Below are 15,125 nucleotides of genomic sequence, written 5' to 3' on the forward strand. Positions count from 1 at the left end.
CTTTTATCGATTAAAGATTAAAAAGTAAGGAATGCAATCGAAACCTTTACAGGCTTTTCAGGCTTCTATTGCTTTGGTTCAAATATCTAACAGTAAGCACATTAAACAGAGAAGCCTCCATAGATATTAAATCTTTGAAGGCCAATCCTGCATTTAATTAAAACTTTCGGCTATATATTATTTTTATTTAATGATCGTGAATTCAGGGCCGCCGCCATTTTCAACATCCCATTTCAGCTCTTCGTTGTACCAGATTTTTATTACTCTAATTTGACGCTCCGTTCTATAAATTTCGGCTTTTATGGTGTCCCTATCGGTTTCGTCCCAATCTATATAGGTTATGGGATATTCATAATTTCCCTCATAATTGACAAAAGTCGTGAAAATAAAAGCGCCCTCATTATTCTGCGATATTACATTATCAGCAATTGCCCAAACTTCTTCTCCGTCAATCAAATGATAGGTTTTAATATCATTCAATTTATAGGAATTGGGATTATTGGGGTCAAGCATATCATCACCAGCCTCATTTTTTATGGATAAATTTACTGCCAAGTCAAACACAAATTGCTCTCCCGTATCGTCTTTCTTACTGCAACCAATCAATATGGCCATATATAAAACTAAAAATACTGCTTTCATAACCTTAAGATTTTATATTGTAAATCATTTTTTTCTGATAATTAAAAGTATTGCTGCCCGGATTAAAATTATTGTTAGCATACCAAGCATTGTTATATTGTCCGCCCCAGCCCCAGTTCATCCGATAATAAAGGTAATGCGCCGCACCGATAGGATTGCCATTGTCATCGAATGCCAAAATGGGAATAGATCTATTGTCTGCAGCAATAATTGCAAAGCCACCTTCTTTATAGTTAACTATATAAAAAACATTTTTCTTGGTTTCATCAGCTATTGGAGTAATTTCCGCTACCTCCTTTTTTGAATAAGTAGTCCCATTTGCGTTTTTTGATTTTATATCAAAGACAAATTCAGTAGCAATTGTAGAGGCTTTTGATTGATTTATAAAATTTTCAATTTGCTTAGTTTGCAATGGAAGTTGGTCGGAAGATTCCTCCCTTTGGCAAGATGCTAATGTAAAGATAAAAAGCAATATAAATATATGCTGTAAGATTTGGGATTTGATTCTCATAAAATTAAAATTTGTAGGATAAATTATTAATTTTTGTATTGCAAAAAAGTAGTGTACTTAAATTTTGTAATATGCCACAAATGAAAAAAAAAAAAAAACGAAATGTAGGATTTTTTTTAGTTAAATTTTAAAAATCTAAATATCAATTTTTCTGAAGCCCATTATCCACAGCGAGGAAAATTCTTCAAAAGCATAACAAAGGCGATTGCGGTAATAGCAATTTTTATTATCGGTGCCGAAATACTACTTTTATAGTCCTTGGAAGCAATAATGCGCCGGGCGATGAAAAATTCGAAATTCACTATGATTTTATGGGCTTAACTTTTTTCAAAAATACAGTTTTATTGGTTGTTTTAACGGTTTTGTCTTGTGGAAATTCTCTTCAGAATAAAGAAGAAAGAAAAAAGAACAGAGAACAAAGAGAAAAGATAACCGTCAAAACTATCCTTGATTCTCTTAGCGAACCACAGATTATTGTAGGGGCAGAACAATATCACCTTTATGCCGATCTTTTGAAAGGTAAAAATGTGGGTGTAGTTGCAAACCAAACTTCTGAAGTAACAATTAAAAAGGCTAATGATCCTGCAATTGAAGAAGTAAAAAAATTCAAAATGCAGATGCATTTAGTTGATTATCTTATTCTAAATAAAATTTCAGTTAAAAAAGTCTTCGCGCCCGAACACGGTTTCCGTGGTACGGCCGATGCCGGAGAACACGTGAAAGATGGTATTGACAAAGAAACCGGTGTACCGCTAATTTCACTTTACGGTAGCAACAAAAAGCCCTCCCCGGAACAGTTAAAGGGAATTGATGTAATGGTGTTCGATATTCAAGATGTGGGGGCACGGTTTTATACGTATATTTCTACGTTGCATTACGTAATGGAAGCTTGCGCAGAGCTAGGAATTCCAGTACTTGTCTTGGACCGTCCCAACCCCAACGGGCATTATATTGATGGACCTATTTTAGAAAAAGAGCATCAAAGCTTTGTTGGAATGCATCCTGTTCCTATTGTGCACGGGATGACCATTGGAGAATATGCGGCAATGATTAACGGCGAAGGATGGATAGATAATTTAGGCAGCGATTGGTCTAAAAAAAGAACCTATTGCGATCTTACCATTATAAAGATGAAAAACTACACCCACCAAACTCCGTACGCACTACCCATAAAACCATCGCCCAATTTACCGAATGACAAAGCCATCAATCTATATCCCAGTCTTTGTTTTTTTGAAGGAACATTTATAAATGCAGGCCGTGGCACCGATATGCAATTCCAGGTTTTTGGGGCGCCGAGCTTGCCTGCTTCAAATTATACTTTTTCATATACGCCACAGTCCAATGAAGGTGCAAAAAACCCTAAGTTCAAAGGGCAACTTTGCCACGGAAAAGATCTAAGAAACGAACCGCGTTTAAGTAAAATAAAGCTGGAATGGTTGATTGATGCTTACAACGCCAATGGAAAAAAGAAGGAATTCTTTAATTCGTTTTTTGTGAAACTTGCAGGAACCGATAAATTACAAAAGCAGATTGAACAAGGATTATCTGCGGAAGAAATCCGGGATTCGTGGAAAGAAGGGCTTTCTGATTTTCAGAAAATTCGAGCGAAGTATTTGCTTTATCCATAAAATTGACAAATTCCAAAACATCCACCTAACCCCATTCAAAAGGAGGAATCTTTCCCTCCCTCTGGGAGGGCTAGGGGTGGGACTTTATTGTTTAGAATTTATTTTTTTGAGATTTTTTATTTGGAATTTATCCTTCGTTTCATCTCTTCCACTATATTAAAAGCAGCGGGACAAATAGTTACATTCTTTAGTGTTAAGTTTGAAATCTGTTGGAATTTCTTTCGGTCCGTATGCGGAAATTCGCGGCAGGCTTTTGGGCGCACATCGTAAATACCGCAATAATTATCCGCACCCAAAAAACTGCAGGGCACGCTTTGCAAAACGTAATCTTTGTCTTCGTCTATCTGCAAATAGGTTTCAATAAATTGTTGCGGTTTCATCCGGAAATGTTTTGAAATCCGCCCAATGTCTTTATCGGTAAAAAGTGGCCCGGTAGTCTTACAGCAATTGGCACACGTTAAACAATCTGTTCTTTGAAATTCTTCCTCGTGCAATTCCTGCATCAAACTATCAAGATGCTTAGGCGGCTTTTTCTTCAGCTTTGCGAAAAACTTTTTGTTTTCGGCTTCGGCTTCTTTTGCTTTTTGAGGAAGTTGTTTTATGATGTTTTCCATTATAACTATTCTTTGCGTCTTTGCGGCTTTGCGTGCAAAAATTTCTCGCAAAGTCGCAAAGACGGAAAGTTTTTATTCGGCTTCGTAAACCAATTCGCCATTTATAAATGTTGCAACAACCTTCGTATTTGGAATTTCACTTTCCTCAACATTCATAATATCTTTATCGAGAATGGTGAAATCGGCAAATTTTCCCACCTCAATACTTCCTTTTTCATCTTCCTCAAAATTTGCAAAAGCAGCCCAAATAGTCATTCCGCGTAAAGCTTCTTCACGCGTTAAGGCATCCTTCATCTGAAAACCTTCTGCAGGGTAATTTTCTAAATCCTTTCTTGCAACGGCGGCGTAAAAAGTGTACATCGGGTTTACTTGTTCTACGGGAAAATCGGTGCCCAAAGCGATGCTTCCGGCTTTGTTCAGCAATTCTTTGTAGGCATAGGCGCCTTTTATGCGCTCCGCTCCCACTCTATCCTCGGCCCAATACATATCGCTGGTGGCGTGCGTAGGCTGCACCGACGGAAGAATATTATTATTGTCATTGAAATAATCAAAATCTGCTGCCGAAATTATCTGTGCATGTTCCACACGCCAGCGTCTATCGGTCTGTCCTTCCAACGCATTTTTATACGCCCGAAGCACCGCAATGTTTGCCGAATCGCCAATGGCGTGGGTGTTCATCTGAAATTCTGAAGCAGCAAGTTTTTCGGCTAAATACTTCAAGCTATCGGCAGTGGCAATCATCGCTCCAAAATGGTGCGGCATATCGCTGTACGGTTTGCGCATTGCGGCACCGCGGGAACCCAGCGCGCCATCTGCATACACTTTAAAGGAACGCACATTCAATCTGTCGGTTTTATAAATGCCTTTGTTTAAATAATAGTCGCGATTTTTGGGAGTGTTGCTAACCATAGCATACATTCTGAGCTTAAATTTTCCCTCTTTTTGAAGGGTGTCGATCAACTCGATAATATTTCTTCCCAAGCCCGCATCATCAACCGTGGTCAAGCCATATTGCAGGCAGATTTTTTCGGCTTCCAACAGGGCTTCGGTTGAAACTTCAGAAGTAATTGGAGGGAAGGTTTTTCGTATTAAACGCATTGGCGCGTCTATGATTATTCCGGTAGGTTCGCCGTTTTCCAAAACCACTTCGCCACCGGCCACCTTTGTTTTGGAATTAATTCCCGCAAGTTCCAACGCCTTTGAATTCACCAAATACGCATGGCCATCTACCCTTTGCAAGGCAACAGGCGTTTCGGGAAATAATGAGTCCAGTTCCTTTTTTGTGGGAAAATTTTTATCGTCCCAATCGTTTTGGTCCCAACCGCGTCCGATGATGTAGGGCACATTTCTAGTTTCCTGAAAAGCGACCACCCGACCCAGAATTTCTTCAAAACTCTTGGTTCCGATTAAGTTTACATTTTGCAACCCAAGGCCAAGGCCGTATAAGTGTGCGTGTGCATCAATAAGTCCGGGAACTACCGTATTGCCTTTGGCGTCGTACGTTTCCTTAATTTTATATTTTAATTCAAGTTCAGGTTTTAGGCCTATTTCAATAATTTTACCGTCTTTTACCACCAAAGCACTCGCGGTGCTAAAGTTATTATCGACCGTATAAATTGTTGCGTTTTTAATCAATAAGTCTGCGGGAAGTTTATCGGGGGCGCAGGATAAAAGGGTAACTGCGAATAAAATGGAGAATAGTTTTTTCATAATAGAAATAATTAGTCTGTAAAAATAAAAAAACATCCGCCAAAGACGGATGTTTTACTAATTTATAATTTTTGGAATTTACCAATCAAATCTATAGGTAACACCCGCCAAACCTTGTATTCCCTGCACCGGATAGTTCATCCACTTTTCGTAATTATCGCCAAACAAATTGCTTCCCTTTACAAAAACGGAAAGTCTATCGGTAAATCTGTACCCTAAATTCACGTTAGCATCCACATATCCATCCAACGAAACTTCTTGGGCAAAGAAAGTGCCTGCAGGGTTATAATTATACGCCAAATCCTTCCGTTCACCCACGAAAAACAGCGATGCACCACCGTATAATTTTTCGGTAATGTTGAAATTTGAAAACACCGAGGCTTTTAAATCAGGCAAGTTCCAGGCTTCGTTTTGCAAATCTGTGCTGTAATTATTGTACGTTCCGTTAATTCCCAAGGAGAATGTATTAGAAACTTCCACTTTTAACTCTGCGAAAAAAGCAAGTGTATTTATATCGTCATAAACCACATTAAAGGTATTTCCGTATTCATACCCTTCAAAATTTGCGTTGTAAATCTTAAAAGGATTCATTTGAAAAAGTGCGCGGTTTTCGTCCTTTCCATAGGAAGCCCGAACATTGTAAGCAACGGAATTTGAAATTTTCCCCTTAACTCCTCCAAAACCTTCGTATAATTTTTTTGTTGGTACAATGTTTAAAGTTGGAGAAACAAATGGATTTTCTTCCTTAAAACCATAATATGTATTTTGCTGAAGTCCACCTTCTGCCCCACCGTAAACAATTACGGTCTCGTCCAACAATCGGTACGAGGCATTTAATCTTGGGTTGAGTGAAAAATCTGTGTTGCTGTTTTCAGCATCCAAACTCACATACCCCGCAACGCCCAACGAAACGCTTAGCTCGTTATTTATATAGGTGATTGACGGTGCCAAACCTACTTGTAAATTACTGTATTTTATATCGGAAGTATTTAGGTAGTTTCTATCAAAACTTCCGCTTAAATAATCAATATCGCCATCTACTTTTAGCAATATATCTTCCAACGGAAATGAAAACTCAGGTTTTACCGTAGCATTAAATTCCGAAGAGGAAAACGCGTCGCCCAAATACCGAATATTTAATGCCGCTTTTTTAAAAAACGAATCGTCCAGCGCAATACTTCCTCCTACATAACCACTGAAATACGTTTGCAGCGGATCAATATTCGCAATCACGTTGTCGGGATATGTTACGTAATTTTCGGGCAAACCATACCAGTTATAAATTTGATGTTCCACGCCCGCATCGAGTCTATATGTTGCGTCTCGTTGGCGACTCGTATAATTTGCATCCAGGCTGGTGTCGTAATATTTATTGTCCAATTTTACATCTTTAATATCGCCCTGTGATGAATTATGCCGAAAGAAAAACCCAGCGTTATCGGTACGGCTTATTTCAAAATTGCTGTAGAGTTCGCCCAAAATAGAGGTGTAATTTCCGAAGCCAAGCGTGGCGTAATTATCGTATAACTTTATAGGTTTCGTCTTTTCAACATTGGTGGCCTTTCCTTTTGCAGGCGTAAAAGTTGAAGCTACCGGAACCGAGAAAATACTGTATTTCACTTCTTTTTTAGAAGTTGAAATAGAGTCGTTCAAGGATGGTGTTTCCTTCACTTTAAAGGCATCCGAAATTGTGGGCGTATAGGGTTTTACAATATTTACCACTTCGGGATCCAGTTCCTTTTCCTGTGAAAACATAGAAAAATTGAACAATACAATTGTTGCGAATGAAAATAATACGATGCGTTTCTTTAACATATTATCAATTAATTTTTTTCTTCTTAAATTAGTTTTTAAGCCTACAAGGTTTTGAAAACCTTGCAGGAAGAATTGGTCGAAATGCTTAATTTCCGCCAGTTTCTACCGAAGAATTGGTTTTCGCCTCAGCGTTTTTGATTACGACCAGTTCGGCTTTTGCTTCATCAACCACTTCCGGAAAATCAGTGAAGTTTTTTGTCACACTTTCCAAAATATAAGTGGCTTGATAGGCATCCTTTAGCGCGTAAAAATTCTTCGCCATCAGCACCAAACCTTTGGCACCGTATAATTTATATCCCGAATAGTCCTTCGCTAATTTCTGGATTGATGCGTTTGAACCTTCAAAATTTCCTTCTTTATTTTTGAAATATGCATCGTAATAAAGCGCTTCGGCGGCGAGGGCGCCGGTTGCTATTTTTTGTACTTCGGCATAGGCGGTTTTGGCTTTTGACTCATTATTCGTTTTTATCGCCGAACGGGCAATAATTATCTGCGCATCGCTTTTAATTGAATTGTCAATCTTTGAATTCTGAAGCACTTTTTCGGCATAACTTACCGCTTCGGCATATTGTTTTAATTCATATGCAGCTTTCATACTATTGGTCTGTGCAAAAATTATGTTCTGCGGAAAATCTGCTTCGGCTTCCAGACGCGTTAAATATTTTGAAGCGTTTTTGTAATCCTTTTTACCCAAATACAATTCGGAAATCCGGGCAAGGGCCTGTTCGGTAAATTCGCTTCGTTCACGGTTTACAACGTATTCAAAATGCGGAATGGCCGCTTCATTCTTTCCATCGGCAAAATAAATTTGGCCCACGTAAAAATGTGCGTTCAACACGTGCTGCCCATTTGGAAATTGCTTTAAATAATCCTCAAAACGGGTTTTGGCCTGGTTTTGATTGTTTTCCAAATAAGGCTGCTCTGCCGCTTGATAGGCTGCATCATCGAGCTCTGTGTCGCCCACCTGCACGTAATCCAAAGTTTTTACCCAGCGAGCATATTCGTCAACATTGCCTTGTTCTATATAAATAAGTTTTGCGGACGAAACGGCTTGTAAAGCTTCGGGTGTGGAAGGGAAATTTTTTGTTACACTTTTAAAAATTGCCAGTGCTTCGTTACTTTTTCCAGAGTTTTCAAAAATGAGTGCTTTTTTTAGCAAAGCTTTTGAAACAAAACTACTATTGGGAATTTCGCGGACCAATTGGTCGTAAGCCGAAATAGCTTCCTCGTTTCTATTTTGAGCCACGTACGTATTGCCCAATTCGTATATCGCATCATCGCGGTAAACCGATTTTGGGTATTTTTTGATAAAAGTGATAAGTTCCTCAATTTTCTTTTCGCTACGGTCTACAAAACCGTAGCTAACGGCCTTTTGAAATTGTGCATAATCGTTTTCTCCACCCAATTCAATTGCGGCATTGTAATTTTCCATCGCCGGCCAATATTGGCTAGTAACAAAATAGCTATCGCCCAAACGCAAGAACGCATCCTTTTTCCGAACGCTTTCTGCCGAAGATGAACCCACATAAGTTTTAAAATTTGAAATAGCTTCAGGATAATTTTTTAATTTGAAATGGTTGTACGCCAGATTGTATTTCAAGTTTTTAAATTCTCCCGTTTGCCGGGATCCGGTCATTTGTTGAAATTTATTATAACCCGCCAGCGACTTTTCAAAATTTGAAAGTTGATATTCGCTTTCGGCTTTCCAATAGGTTGCGCGGGCGGCAAAATTAGCATCTTCGGGATATTTTAGGCTTTTATCGAAAAATGAAATGGCTTCGTTGTAATCTGCTTCGTTGTACAATTCAATACCTCTGTAAAAAGCTACTTTTTGATACGCGGCTTTATCTGCGAAATTTTTGTTGTTTTCCAATAAATCTAACGCTTCCTTATAATTTTTTGAAGTTATGTAACTGTCTATAAGTAATGTTTTCAGCTCTTCATTGTTTTCATTGTCGGGATATTTTTCAATAAACGAAAGCAAAACTTGCGGTGTGCTTTTATAGCTATTCCCTATTTCATAGCTCAACTTTGCATAATTTAAATACGCATCTTCTTGAATTTTTTCACTGAAATCCATTTCCGAAGCATTTTTAAAAGCGTTCAACGCTTCCTGTTTTTTATCGAGCTTTAGATAACTTTCCGCCAAATGGTAATAGGCATTTTGTGCAACGGCGTTTTTTCCATCCACAATTTTGTTGAATTCGCCAATAGCATTTTCGTACTCGCCCTGTTTGTAATAAGCGTAACCCAATTGGTAGTAATCTGTATTGTTCCATTTACCGCGCATTCCTTTGTATTCCTTTAAATACGGAATCGCTTCGGCATACTGGCCAAGATTGAAATAGCTCTCGCCGATAATTTTTGAAAGCTGACTTTTTTCCTGCGGGTTGGATTTATCAAACTGCTCCTTCCCCATCGCGATGGCCTTTTCAAAATTGCCGAGTTTAAAATTCATATCGGCTTGGTAATAACTGAGATCTTCAGAATAGCGTTCCTCGCCTTTTACCTCTTCAAACATTTCATTTGCTTCCTCATAATCATCGCCTTCGTAGGCAATAAAACCCAAGTAATACTTGGCCTGCGAGCCGTATTTTTGCGAAGTTGAAACTCTGTTGAAATAGTTTTTGGCATCGTCGTACCGCTTCGCCTTAAAATAAACGTAACCATTGTTGAAATTGAATTGCTCCTTTTCGCTTCGGCTTAAACTTGAAGCATCAACCTTATCGTACCATTTTTGGGCGTGCGAATATTTTCCGTTTTCAAAGTAAAAATTCGCCACGTCTATATATGCAGAATTGCGCTTTAAACTCGTAGGATATTTCTTCACAAATTCCTCCATTAATTGATCGGCGTTCTGTTGGTTTAAACGCACGGCAGCATTTGCAATATAGTACGCGCAATCGCTTTGCACGGTTTCGTCATTGCTATTGGATTTTATTTTGTCGAAAAGGCTTTGGGCTGCTAGATATTGTTCGTTTTTGTATAATTCCAAGGCTTTATTGAACTCAGCAAAATCGTTTGTAAAAACAGCCGATTGTTGTGATTGCGATGAAAACGAAAGGAATAGAAAAAGCGAAAAGACAAGAAAATTCTTAACCATTTGTTACAGTTTTTTGTGGCGTAAAGATATTTAACTTTAAATGTAGCTTTCGGCGATACTGTAATTTTTAAGGTTTTATTAACGATTGGTTTTTTGATGAATTTACCCCTATTATAACGCCACATATTGCAATAAATTACATTTCAAATTTTTACGGGAATATTCTTTATTTTTAAGAATTAAAATTTCATTATAAAGGTTTGAATGTCAATTTAAGGTGGCAAAATTTAAAGGAAAATATAGAATTGAATCCATCCGAGCGCAATGGTGGAATTACGGATGGAATGGCGCCTATTTTATTACAATTTGCACCAAAAATAGAAAACATTTTTTTGGAGAAATACAGAATGGGAAAATGGTGTTTTCATCCTTAGGCATAATTGTGAATATTTTATGGCACGAAATTCCAAATCATTCAAAACACGTTTCGTTGGGTGCATTTGTGGTTATGCCTAACCATATTCACGGAATATTATTGATTGACAAACCGGGCGGCGATGGTGGTGATGGTGGCGATGGTGGCGGCAATGGTGGCAATGGTGGCGGCAATGGTGACGGCAATGGTGGCGTGGTAGAGACAAGGCATGCCTTGTCTCTACGGGGGGAAACAGGGGAAACGGGGGAAACGACCGCAAAATCGATAGGAAAAATCCGATTTCAAAATCAGGGGAAAAATACCATATCGTCCATCGTGGGTTCCTATAAATCGGCGATCACACGACATGCAAATCGTTTGCAAATACAAAATGGTTGGCAGGCAGGATTTCACGACCACATTATTAGGAACCACGCGGAATATAACCGTATTGAAAATTATATTATTAAAAATCCACAAAATTGGAAAGAGGATAAATTCCATAATTAATGTCCATCTAAAAAATAACAATTACGATTCCAGAAATAACCCCTATTTTTATAAAAATTATTTGTTATGAAAATATTGTTTCCTAAAATCGTAATTGTTATTGTTCTGCTGTTTTGTTTTTCTGCAACAGCCCAACGCAATCCTTTTAAAAATCTTGTTGAAAAAAATGGTAAAATTGGCATTGGCACCACAACGCCCGATGAACTGTTAACTGTAAAAGGAAAAATTCACACACAGGAAGTAATGGTAGATTTATACGGTGCCGTAGCGCCCGATTATGTTTTTGAAAGCTATTACACCGGTTTTTCTGAAATAATGCCGGAATACAATTTAATTTCCCTGGAAGATCTTGAAGTCTTTTTAAAAGAAAATCACCATTTGCCCAATATACCTTCCGCCGAAAAGATGGAAATGGAAGGAATTTCACTAAAGGAAATGAACCTGCTTTTACTTCAAAAAATTGAGGAATTAACCCTTTATACGCTGCAGCAACAAAAAGAAATTGATGCCTTAAAGAAAATCGTTCAAACTCTTAATAAATGATTCTTAAAAAAATCTGGCAATTAGCTAAAAGGCATCCTTATTTTTTCCTTTTTGCTTTTGGTGTAGTGGCGCGAGTTTTAGTCTATATTCTCTACAATGGCCATGTGAGTATTTTTAATGATTCCGGCGGGTATTTTACCATTGCCGAAATGATTAAAAGCTGGAATTTTAATGGTTATAATGGCACGCGAACTCCGGGCTATCCATTTTTAATTTATTTAGCAGATCTTTCCGGTCCACTTACCACAATTTATCAAAGCATTCTCGGCATACTCACATCATTTATGCTTTTTTATATCTTTTTTAAACAAAGCAAAAATTTAAATTATGCACTTGTGGTGGGGTTAATTCCTTCCATTTTTATGCACCTCTTATTTTACGAGCGTGCAATTCTTACAGAGAGCCTTACGCTAAGTTGTTTAGTGTTTTGCGTATGGGTTTTGTTTAAAACCGGTTTTTTTACACAGCGTCTCAGTTTTTTTACTGTGTTTTTAATTGGAATAGCCGCAACCATGGTTCTCGTTGTGCGACCAATGTTTATAATTCTCCCCCCGTTTATTGCTTTTTATTATGTAGTCTTAAATTTTAAAAACGGTATATTTCACAATATAATTAGTGTTTTACTTATTTGTTTTCCTGCGTTTACCTTTTATTCGTTGTGGAGTTCGTTTAACGAAACACATACGGGCTATAAGGCCATTACTAGCTATTCCGGCATAAATACTGCCCAAACAACGGTTTTCTTTGTTCAAAATGCAGATAACAAATACGCCAAGATTCGCGATTTGCATATTCGGAAACGAGATTCAGTAATTGCGAATGGCTCAGATCCCGCCATGGCCATTTGGCATGTTTTTGCAGATTTGGAGAGAAAAGACTCAATTACAGTCGCCGAATTTTCGCAGTTGCTAATACCCATGAATATCGATTTGATAAAAAACAACAAACTCGCTTATTTAAAAAGAGTTACATTATCGTGGATAGATTTTTGGGGCACAGGTGTAATGTGGAATTACGAATCGTTTCCGATCAAAGAAATTAAGTGGGTGTTAGCTGGATTTTGGCTGTTTATTATGACCCCTATCGTGCTATTTCTAAAAATACTTTTTTTAATAATTTGTGCGTTTCATTTTTATAAAAGAATTCGAAATAGAAAATTGTTATTTACTTTTGAATTCTTCTGTGTTTTACTAATTTTGGGCGCATCTGTTGGACAAGCAATAGTAACCTTTGGTTCCAACGCGCGCTTTTCAATGCCTTTTTTTCCATTGATTCTTATTGTTGTCATTCAATTTTATCTAAATAATAAAAAATATGTCCCAGCCAGTTTTAGAATTAAAAAACGCCGCTATATATCAAACCGATAATTTGGTGCTTTCCGATGTAAGTGTAAGAGTTGATAAAGGCGAATTTGTTTACCTTATCGGAAAAACTGGGACCGGGAAAAGTAGCTTTATGAAAACCCTCTACGGCGATCTTCCGCTAAAAGAAGGTGAAGGCAATATTGTGGGGTACGATCTTGCCACTTTAAAAGAAAAAGATATTCCTTTTTTACGTCGAAAATTAGGTGTAGTTTTTCAAGATTTTAAATTACTGAACGATCGTACGGTTCAGAACAACTTACTTTTTGTACTAACGGCAACTGGATGGAAAGACAAAGCTGCCATGGAAAGCAAAATTAACGATGTGCTGGCCAAAGTAGATATGAAAACCAAGGCTTTTAAATACCCGTACCAACTTTCGGGGGGCGAACAGCAACGTGTGGCAATTGCCCGTGCACTTTTAAACGACCCCGAACTTATTTTAGCAGATGAGCCAACCGGAAATCTCGATCCGCAAACGAGTGTAGAAGTAATGGAGGTTTTACGCGAAATAAATAAAAACGGAAATACTATTTTAATGGCAACCCACGACTATGCCTTACTGTTGAAATATCCTTCCAAAACACTAAAGTGCGACGAAAACCAAATTTTTGAAGTTGTGCAGAAGACGGTGTAAACCGTTATCGGTTGTCAGTTTTCGGTTAAAGATTAATCATCCAATATACTCGGATCGCGAAGTTGCAACTCACACTCTTTCTCGAGTGATGGATCAATTTTGAGATGAATTTTTCCGAGTGCACCCGGCTTTAAAACTGTATTTTCTGAAATAACAATACCTCTTTTTGAAGTTAAATCTAAACGAGCATCTTCAGTAAATTCCTGATTTTTAATTACCACTTCGGCAAGGGCGGTAAGTTTAAAATTCCAACGGCTAAAACGCTGATTTTCCATTGTTACAGCACCTTTTCCAGCAAACATATCAAAAACCATCTTTACGGCGCGACCGGTGTTTAGCATTCCGGCGCCATACATTCCTGCATACGGTTTATTGGGTTCTACATCGTCAATATTGGATGATGTAAGTTTAATAATGCTCTCCACTTGGTCAGCTGGCAAGCAAGGATAGAGCGAAAACATAAGTCCGACAGTACCCGTAACTAAAGGAGCAACCCCCGAAGTTTGATTAAATTCACTCACGTCTATTTTATCTCTCAGTGCCAGTTCGCTGTACCTAAACAAACCACTTGAAGGCGCCACAATATCAATTGCACTGTTCAGGTTTCTAATACTAATTGGGTACAAATGTGGAACTTGAGTAGTATCATTGTTTTTAAAACCACCTGTGAGCCCTACATAATTGCGAATGTTTTTTACATAATACAAACCTTTGTCTTCTTCCACACGAATATTTTCCCAATAATGCTCGTAACGATGCGACGCCGACGAAACCGAAATTACACCATCATATGAAGCCGGATAATAATACTTTTGTCCTTTGGTGTGATAATAAGATTGATTGTGGCCAATGGCTACTACCACCGTGCCATTGTTTAACATTTCGTATATAGCTTGTTGTGCAGTTTCGTAATAATGGGTAAGCCCCCAACTGCAGTTAATTACTTTTACACCTAATTTAGAAAGTTCAACAAGTTGTTCCAACGTATCAAAATGACGATAATTTGTAGCGTAAATACTGCAATCATAACACACGCCAGCAATACCATAACCATTATCACCTTGACCTGCAGCCGTTTCGGCTACTGAAATACCGTGGCCTTTTGCCAAAAAGGATTCTCGAATCACCTTACTCTTTCCAGCAAATTCAATATCGTCTGTCGGAACGGAACCGTCAGAGATTCCAACAATAACATCGCGCGATCCTGTGGTGTAATACCACGCCTTGGGCACTTCCATTACATCTAAATAATCTAGATTTACCTGTGCGCCAAGATTTTCGCCAATAGTACTGGTTAACCCGTAATCGTTGGGTTCAAAAATTTTTTTATCTTCTTGTGCTATTTGTTCTCCAAATTCAAAAAGATGCGATGCATTCTGCAGCAAATCTGTCATGAGGGCTTGCTTATCTGCAATTACGAAGAATGTTTTCTGCAGGTTTTCCTTTCGGGCGTGTTTCCACGTTTTTTTGAAGGTTTTAATTTTATAATTCCGCAATGCAGCTTTCAATCGGGCATCGTTTCCTGTGTAAATTAAATAAGCATCTTTTTTTTCAAATGAAGGTACGAATGAAGTGTCGCGAGCACGAAGGAAAAACCAAGTTTCTTCCTGCCCAAAGGCTGAAAATGTGAAGAAAAAACTCAATGAAAATAAAAATAGAATTCGCACGTATCAATCTTTTTACACAAGGTACT

The 15,125-nt window shown here is 38.0% G+C and carries 12 protein-coding genes; 5 read left to right on the top strand and 7 right to left on the bottom strand.

Annotated elements, in window-relative coordinates; translation table 11 throughout:
• Positions 1 to 183: 183 nt before the first annotated feature.
• Positions 184 to 642, bottom strand: a complete 459-nt coding sequence (locus VZD24_RS12780) for a hypothetical protein (protein WP_342687835.1) — start codon at positions 640 to 642, stop codon at positions 184 to 186.
• Between the two features lie 4 nt (positions 643 to 646).
• On the bottom strand, positions 647 to 1,153 hold the full coding sequence (locus VZD24_RS12785) for a Spi family protease inhibitor (protein WP_342687836.1): 507 nt from the start codon (positions 1,151 to 1,153) through the stop codon (positions 647 to 649).
• A gap of 311 nt (positions 1,154 to 1,464) precedes the next feature.
• On the opposite strand from VZD24_RS12785, the gene VZD24_RS12790 reads away from it, so the two are divergent.
• The gene (locus VZD24_RS12790) at positions 1,465 to 2,784 is read left to right on the top strand and encodes an exo-beta-N-acetylmuramidase NamZ family protein (RefSeq protein WP_342687837.1); all 1,320 of its coding nucleotides are present in this window, start codon (positions 1,465 to 1,467) and stop codon (positions 2,782 to 2,784) included.
• Positions 2,785 to 2,900: 116 nt separating this feature from the next.
• On the opposite strand, the gene VZD24_RS12795 is transcribed toward VZD24_RS12790, so the two are convergent.
• From VZD24_RS12795 to VZD24_RS12810, 4 genes are all read right to left on the bottom strand, one after another.
• Complete coding sequence (locus VZD24_RS12795) at positions 2,901 to 3,398, bottom strand: YkgJ family cysteine cluster protein (protein WP_279447255.1); 498 nt, start codon at positions 3,396 to 3,398, stop codon at positions 2,901 to 2,903.
• A gap of 72 nt (positions 3,399 to 3,470) precedes the next feature.
• Positions 3,471 to 5,108 carry an amidohydrolase gene (locus VZD24_RS12800; protein ID WP_342687839.1) on the bottom strand — a complete coding sequence of 546 codons (1,638 nt, stop codon included), beginning with the start codon at positions 5,106 to 5,108 and terminating at the stop codon, positions 3,471 to 3,473.
• Between the two features lie 78 nt (positions 5,109 to 5,186).
• Positions 5,187 to 6,923: a TonB-dependent receptor gene (locus tag VZD24_RS12805; RefSeq protein WP_342687840.1), complete on the bottom strand. Its 1,737-nt coding sequence runs from the start codon at positions 6,921 to 6,923 to the stop codon at positions 5,187 to 5,189.
• Positions 6,924 to 7,008: 85 nt separating this feature from the next.
• Entirely contained in the window at positions 7,009 to 10,026 is a 3,018-nt protein-coding gene (locus VZD24_RS12810) for a tetratricopeptide repeat protein (protein ID WP_342687841.1), read from the bottom strand.
• A gap of 217 nt (positions 10,027 to 10,243) precedes the next feature.
• On the opposite strand from VZD24_RS12810, the gene VZD24_RS12815 reads away from it, so the two are divergent.
• From VZD24_RS12815 to VZD24_RS12830, 4 genes are all read left to right on the top strand, one after another.
• Positions 10,244 to 10,891: a transposase gene (locus tag VZD24_RS12815; RefSeq protein ID WP_342687842.1), complete on the top strand. Its 648-nt coding sequence runs from the start codon at positions 10,244 to 10,246 to the stop codon at positions 10,889 to 10,891.
• Between the two features lie 66 nt (positions 10,892 to 10,957).
• Positions 10,958 to 11,434: a tail fiber protein gene (locus VZD24_RS12820; protein ID WP_279447249.1), complete on the top strand. Its 477-nt coding sequence runs from the start codon at positions 10,958 to 10,960 to the stop codon at positions 11,432 to 11,434.
• Positions 11,431 to 12,801: a hypothetical protein gene (locus tag VZD24_RS12825; protein WP_342687843.1), complete on the top strand. Its 1,371-nt coding sequence runs from the start codon at positions 11,431 to 11,433 to the stop codon at positions 12,799 to 12,801. Before VZD24_RS12820 ends, VZD24_RS12825 begins: the two co-directional genes overlap by 4 nt.
• Positions 12,749 to 13,432 carry a cell division ATP-binding protein FtsE gene (locus tag VZD24_RS12830; protein ID WP_279447247.1) on the top strand — a complete coding sequence of 228 codons (684 nt, stop codon included), beginning with the start codon at positions 12,749 to 12,751 and terminating at the stop codon, positions 13,430 to 13,432. Before VZD24_RS12825 ends, VZD24_RS12830 begins: the two co-directional genes overlap by 53 nt.
• 32 nt (positions 13,433 to 13,464) lie before the next feature.
• Here the strand turns inward: VZD24_RS12830 and VZD24_RS12835 are convergent, their stop codons facing one another.
• Positions 13,465 to 15,099, bottom strand: a complete 1,635-nt coding sequence (locus tag VZD24_RS12835) for a S8 family peptidase (RefSeq protein ID WP_342687844.1) — start codon at positions 15,097 to 15,099, stop codon at positions 13,465 to 13,467.
• Positions 15,100 to 15,125 lie beyond the last annotated feature (26 nt).

It is taken from the genome of Aequorivita flava (genome assembly GCF_038742595.1).
GTDB classification, from domain to species: domain Bacteria; phylum Bacteroidota; class Bacteroidia; order Flavobacteriales; family Flavobacteriaceae; genus Aequorivita; species Aequorivita marisscotiae.

Bases quoted from the DNA above. Each gene is read 5' to 3' on its own strand.
- VZD24_RS12780 (WP_342687835.1), bottom strand. From the start codon at position 642: ATGAAAGCAGTATTTTTAGTTTTATATATGGCCATATTGATTGGTTGC.
- VZD24_RS12785 (WP_342687836.1), bottom strand. From the start codon at position 1,153: ATGAGAATCAAATCCCAAATCTTACAGCATATATTTATATTGCTTTTT.
- VZD24_RS12790 (WP_342687837.1), top strand. From the start codon at position 1,465: ATGGGCTTAACTTTTTTCAAAAATACAGTTTTATTGGTTGTTTTAACG.
- VZD24_RS12795 (WP_279447255.1), bottom strand. From the start codon at position 3,398: ATGGAAAACATCATAAAACAACTTCCTCAAAAAGCAAAAGAAGCCGAA.
- VZD24_RS12800 (WP_342687839.1), bottom strand. From the start codon at position 5,108: ATGAAAAAACTATTCTCCATTTTATTCGCAGTTACCCTTTTATCCTGC.
- VZD24_RS12805 (WP_342687840.1), bottom strand. From the start codon at position 6,923: ATGTTAAAGAAACGCATCGTATTATTTTCATTCGCAACAATTGTATTG.
- VZD24_RS12810 (WP_342687841.1), bottom strand. From the start codon at position 10,026: ATGGTTAAGAATTTTCTTGTCTTTTCGCTTTTTCTATTCCTTTCGTTT.
- VZD24_RS12820 (WP_279447249.1), top strand. From the start codon at position 10,958: ATGAAAATATTGTTTCCTAAAATCGTAATTGTTATTGTTCTGCTGTTT.
- VZD24_RS12825 (WP_342687843.1), top strand. From the start codon at position 11,431: ATGATTCTTAAAAAAATCTGGCAATTAGCTAAAAGGCATCCTTATTTT.
- VZD24_RS12830 (WP_279447247.1), top strand. From the start codon at position 12,749: ATGTCCCAGCCAGTTTTAGAATTAAAAAACGCCGCTATATATCAAACC.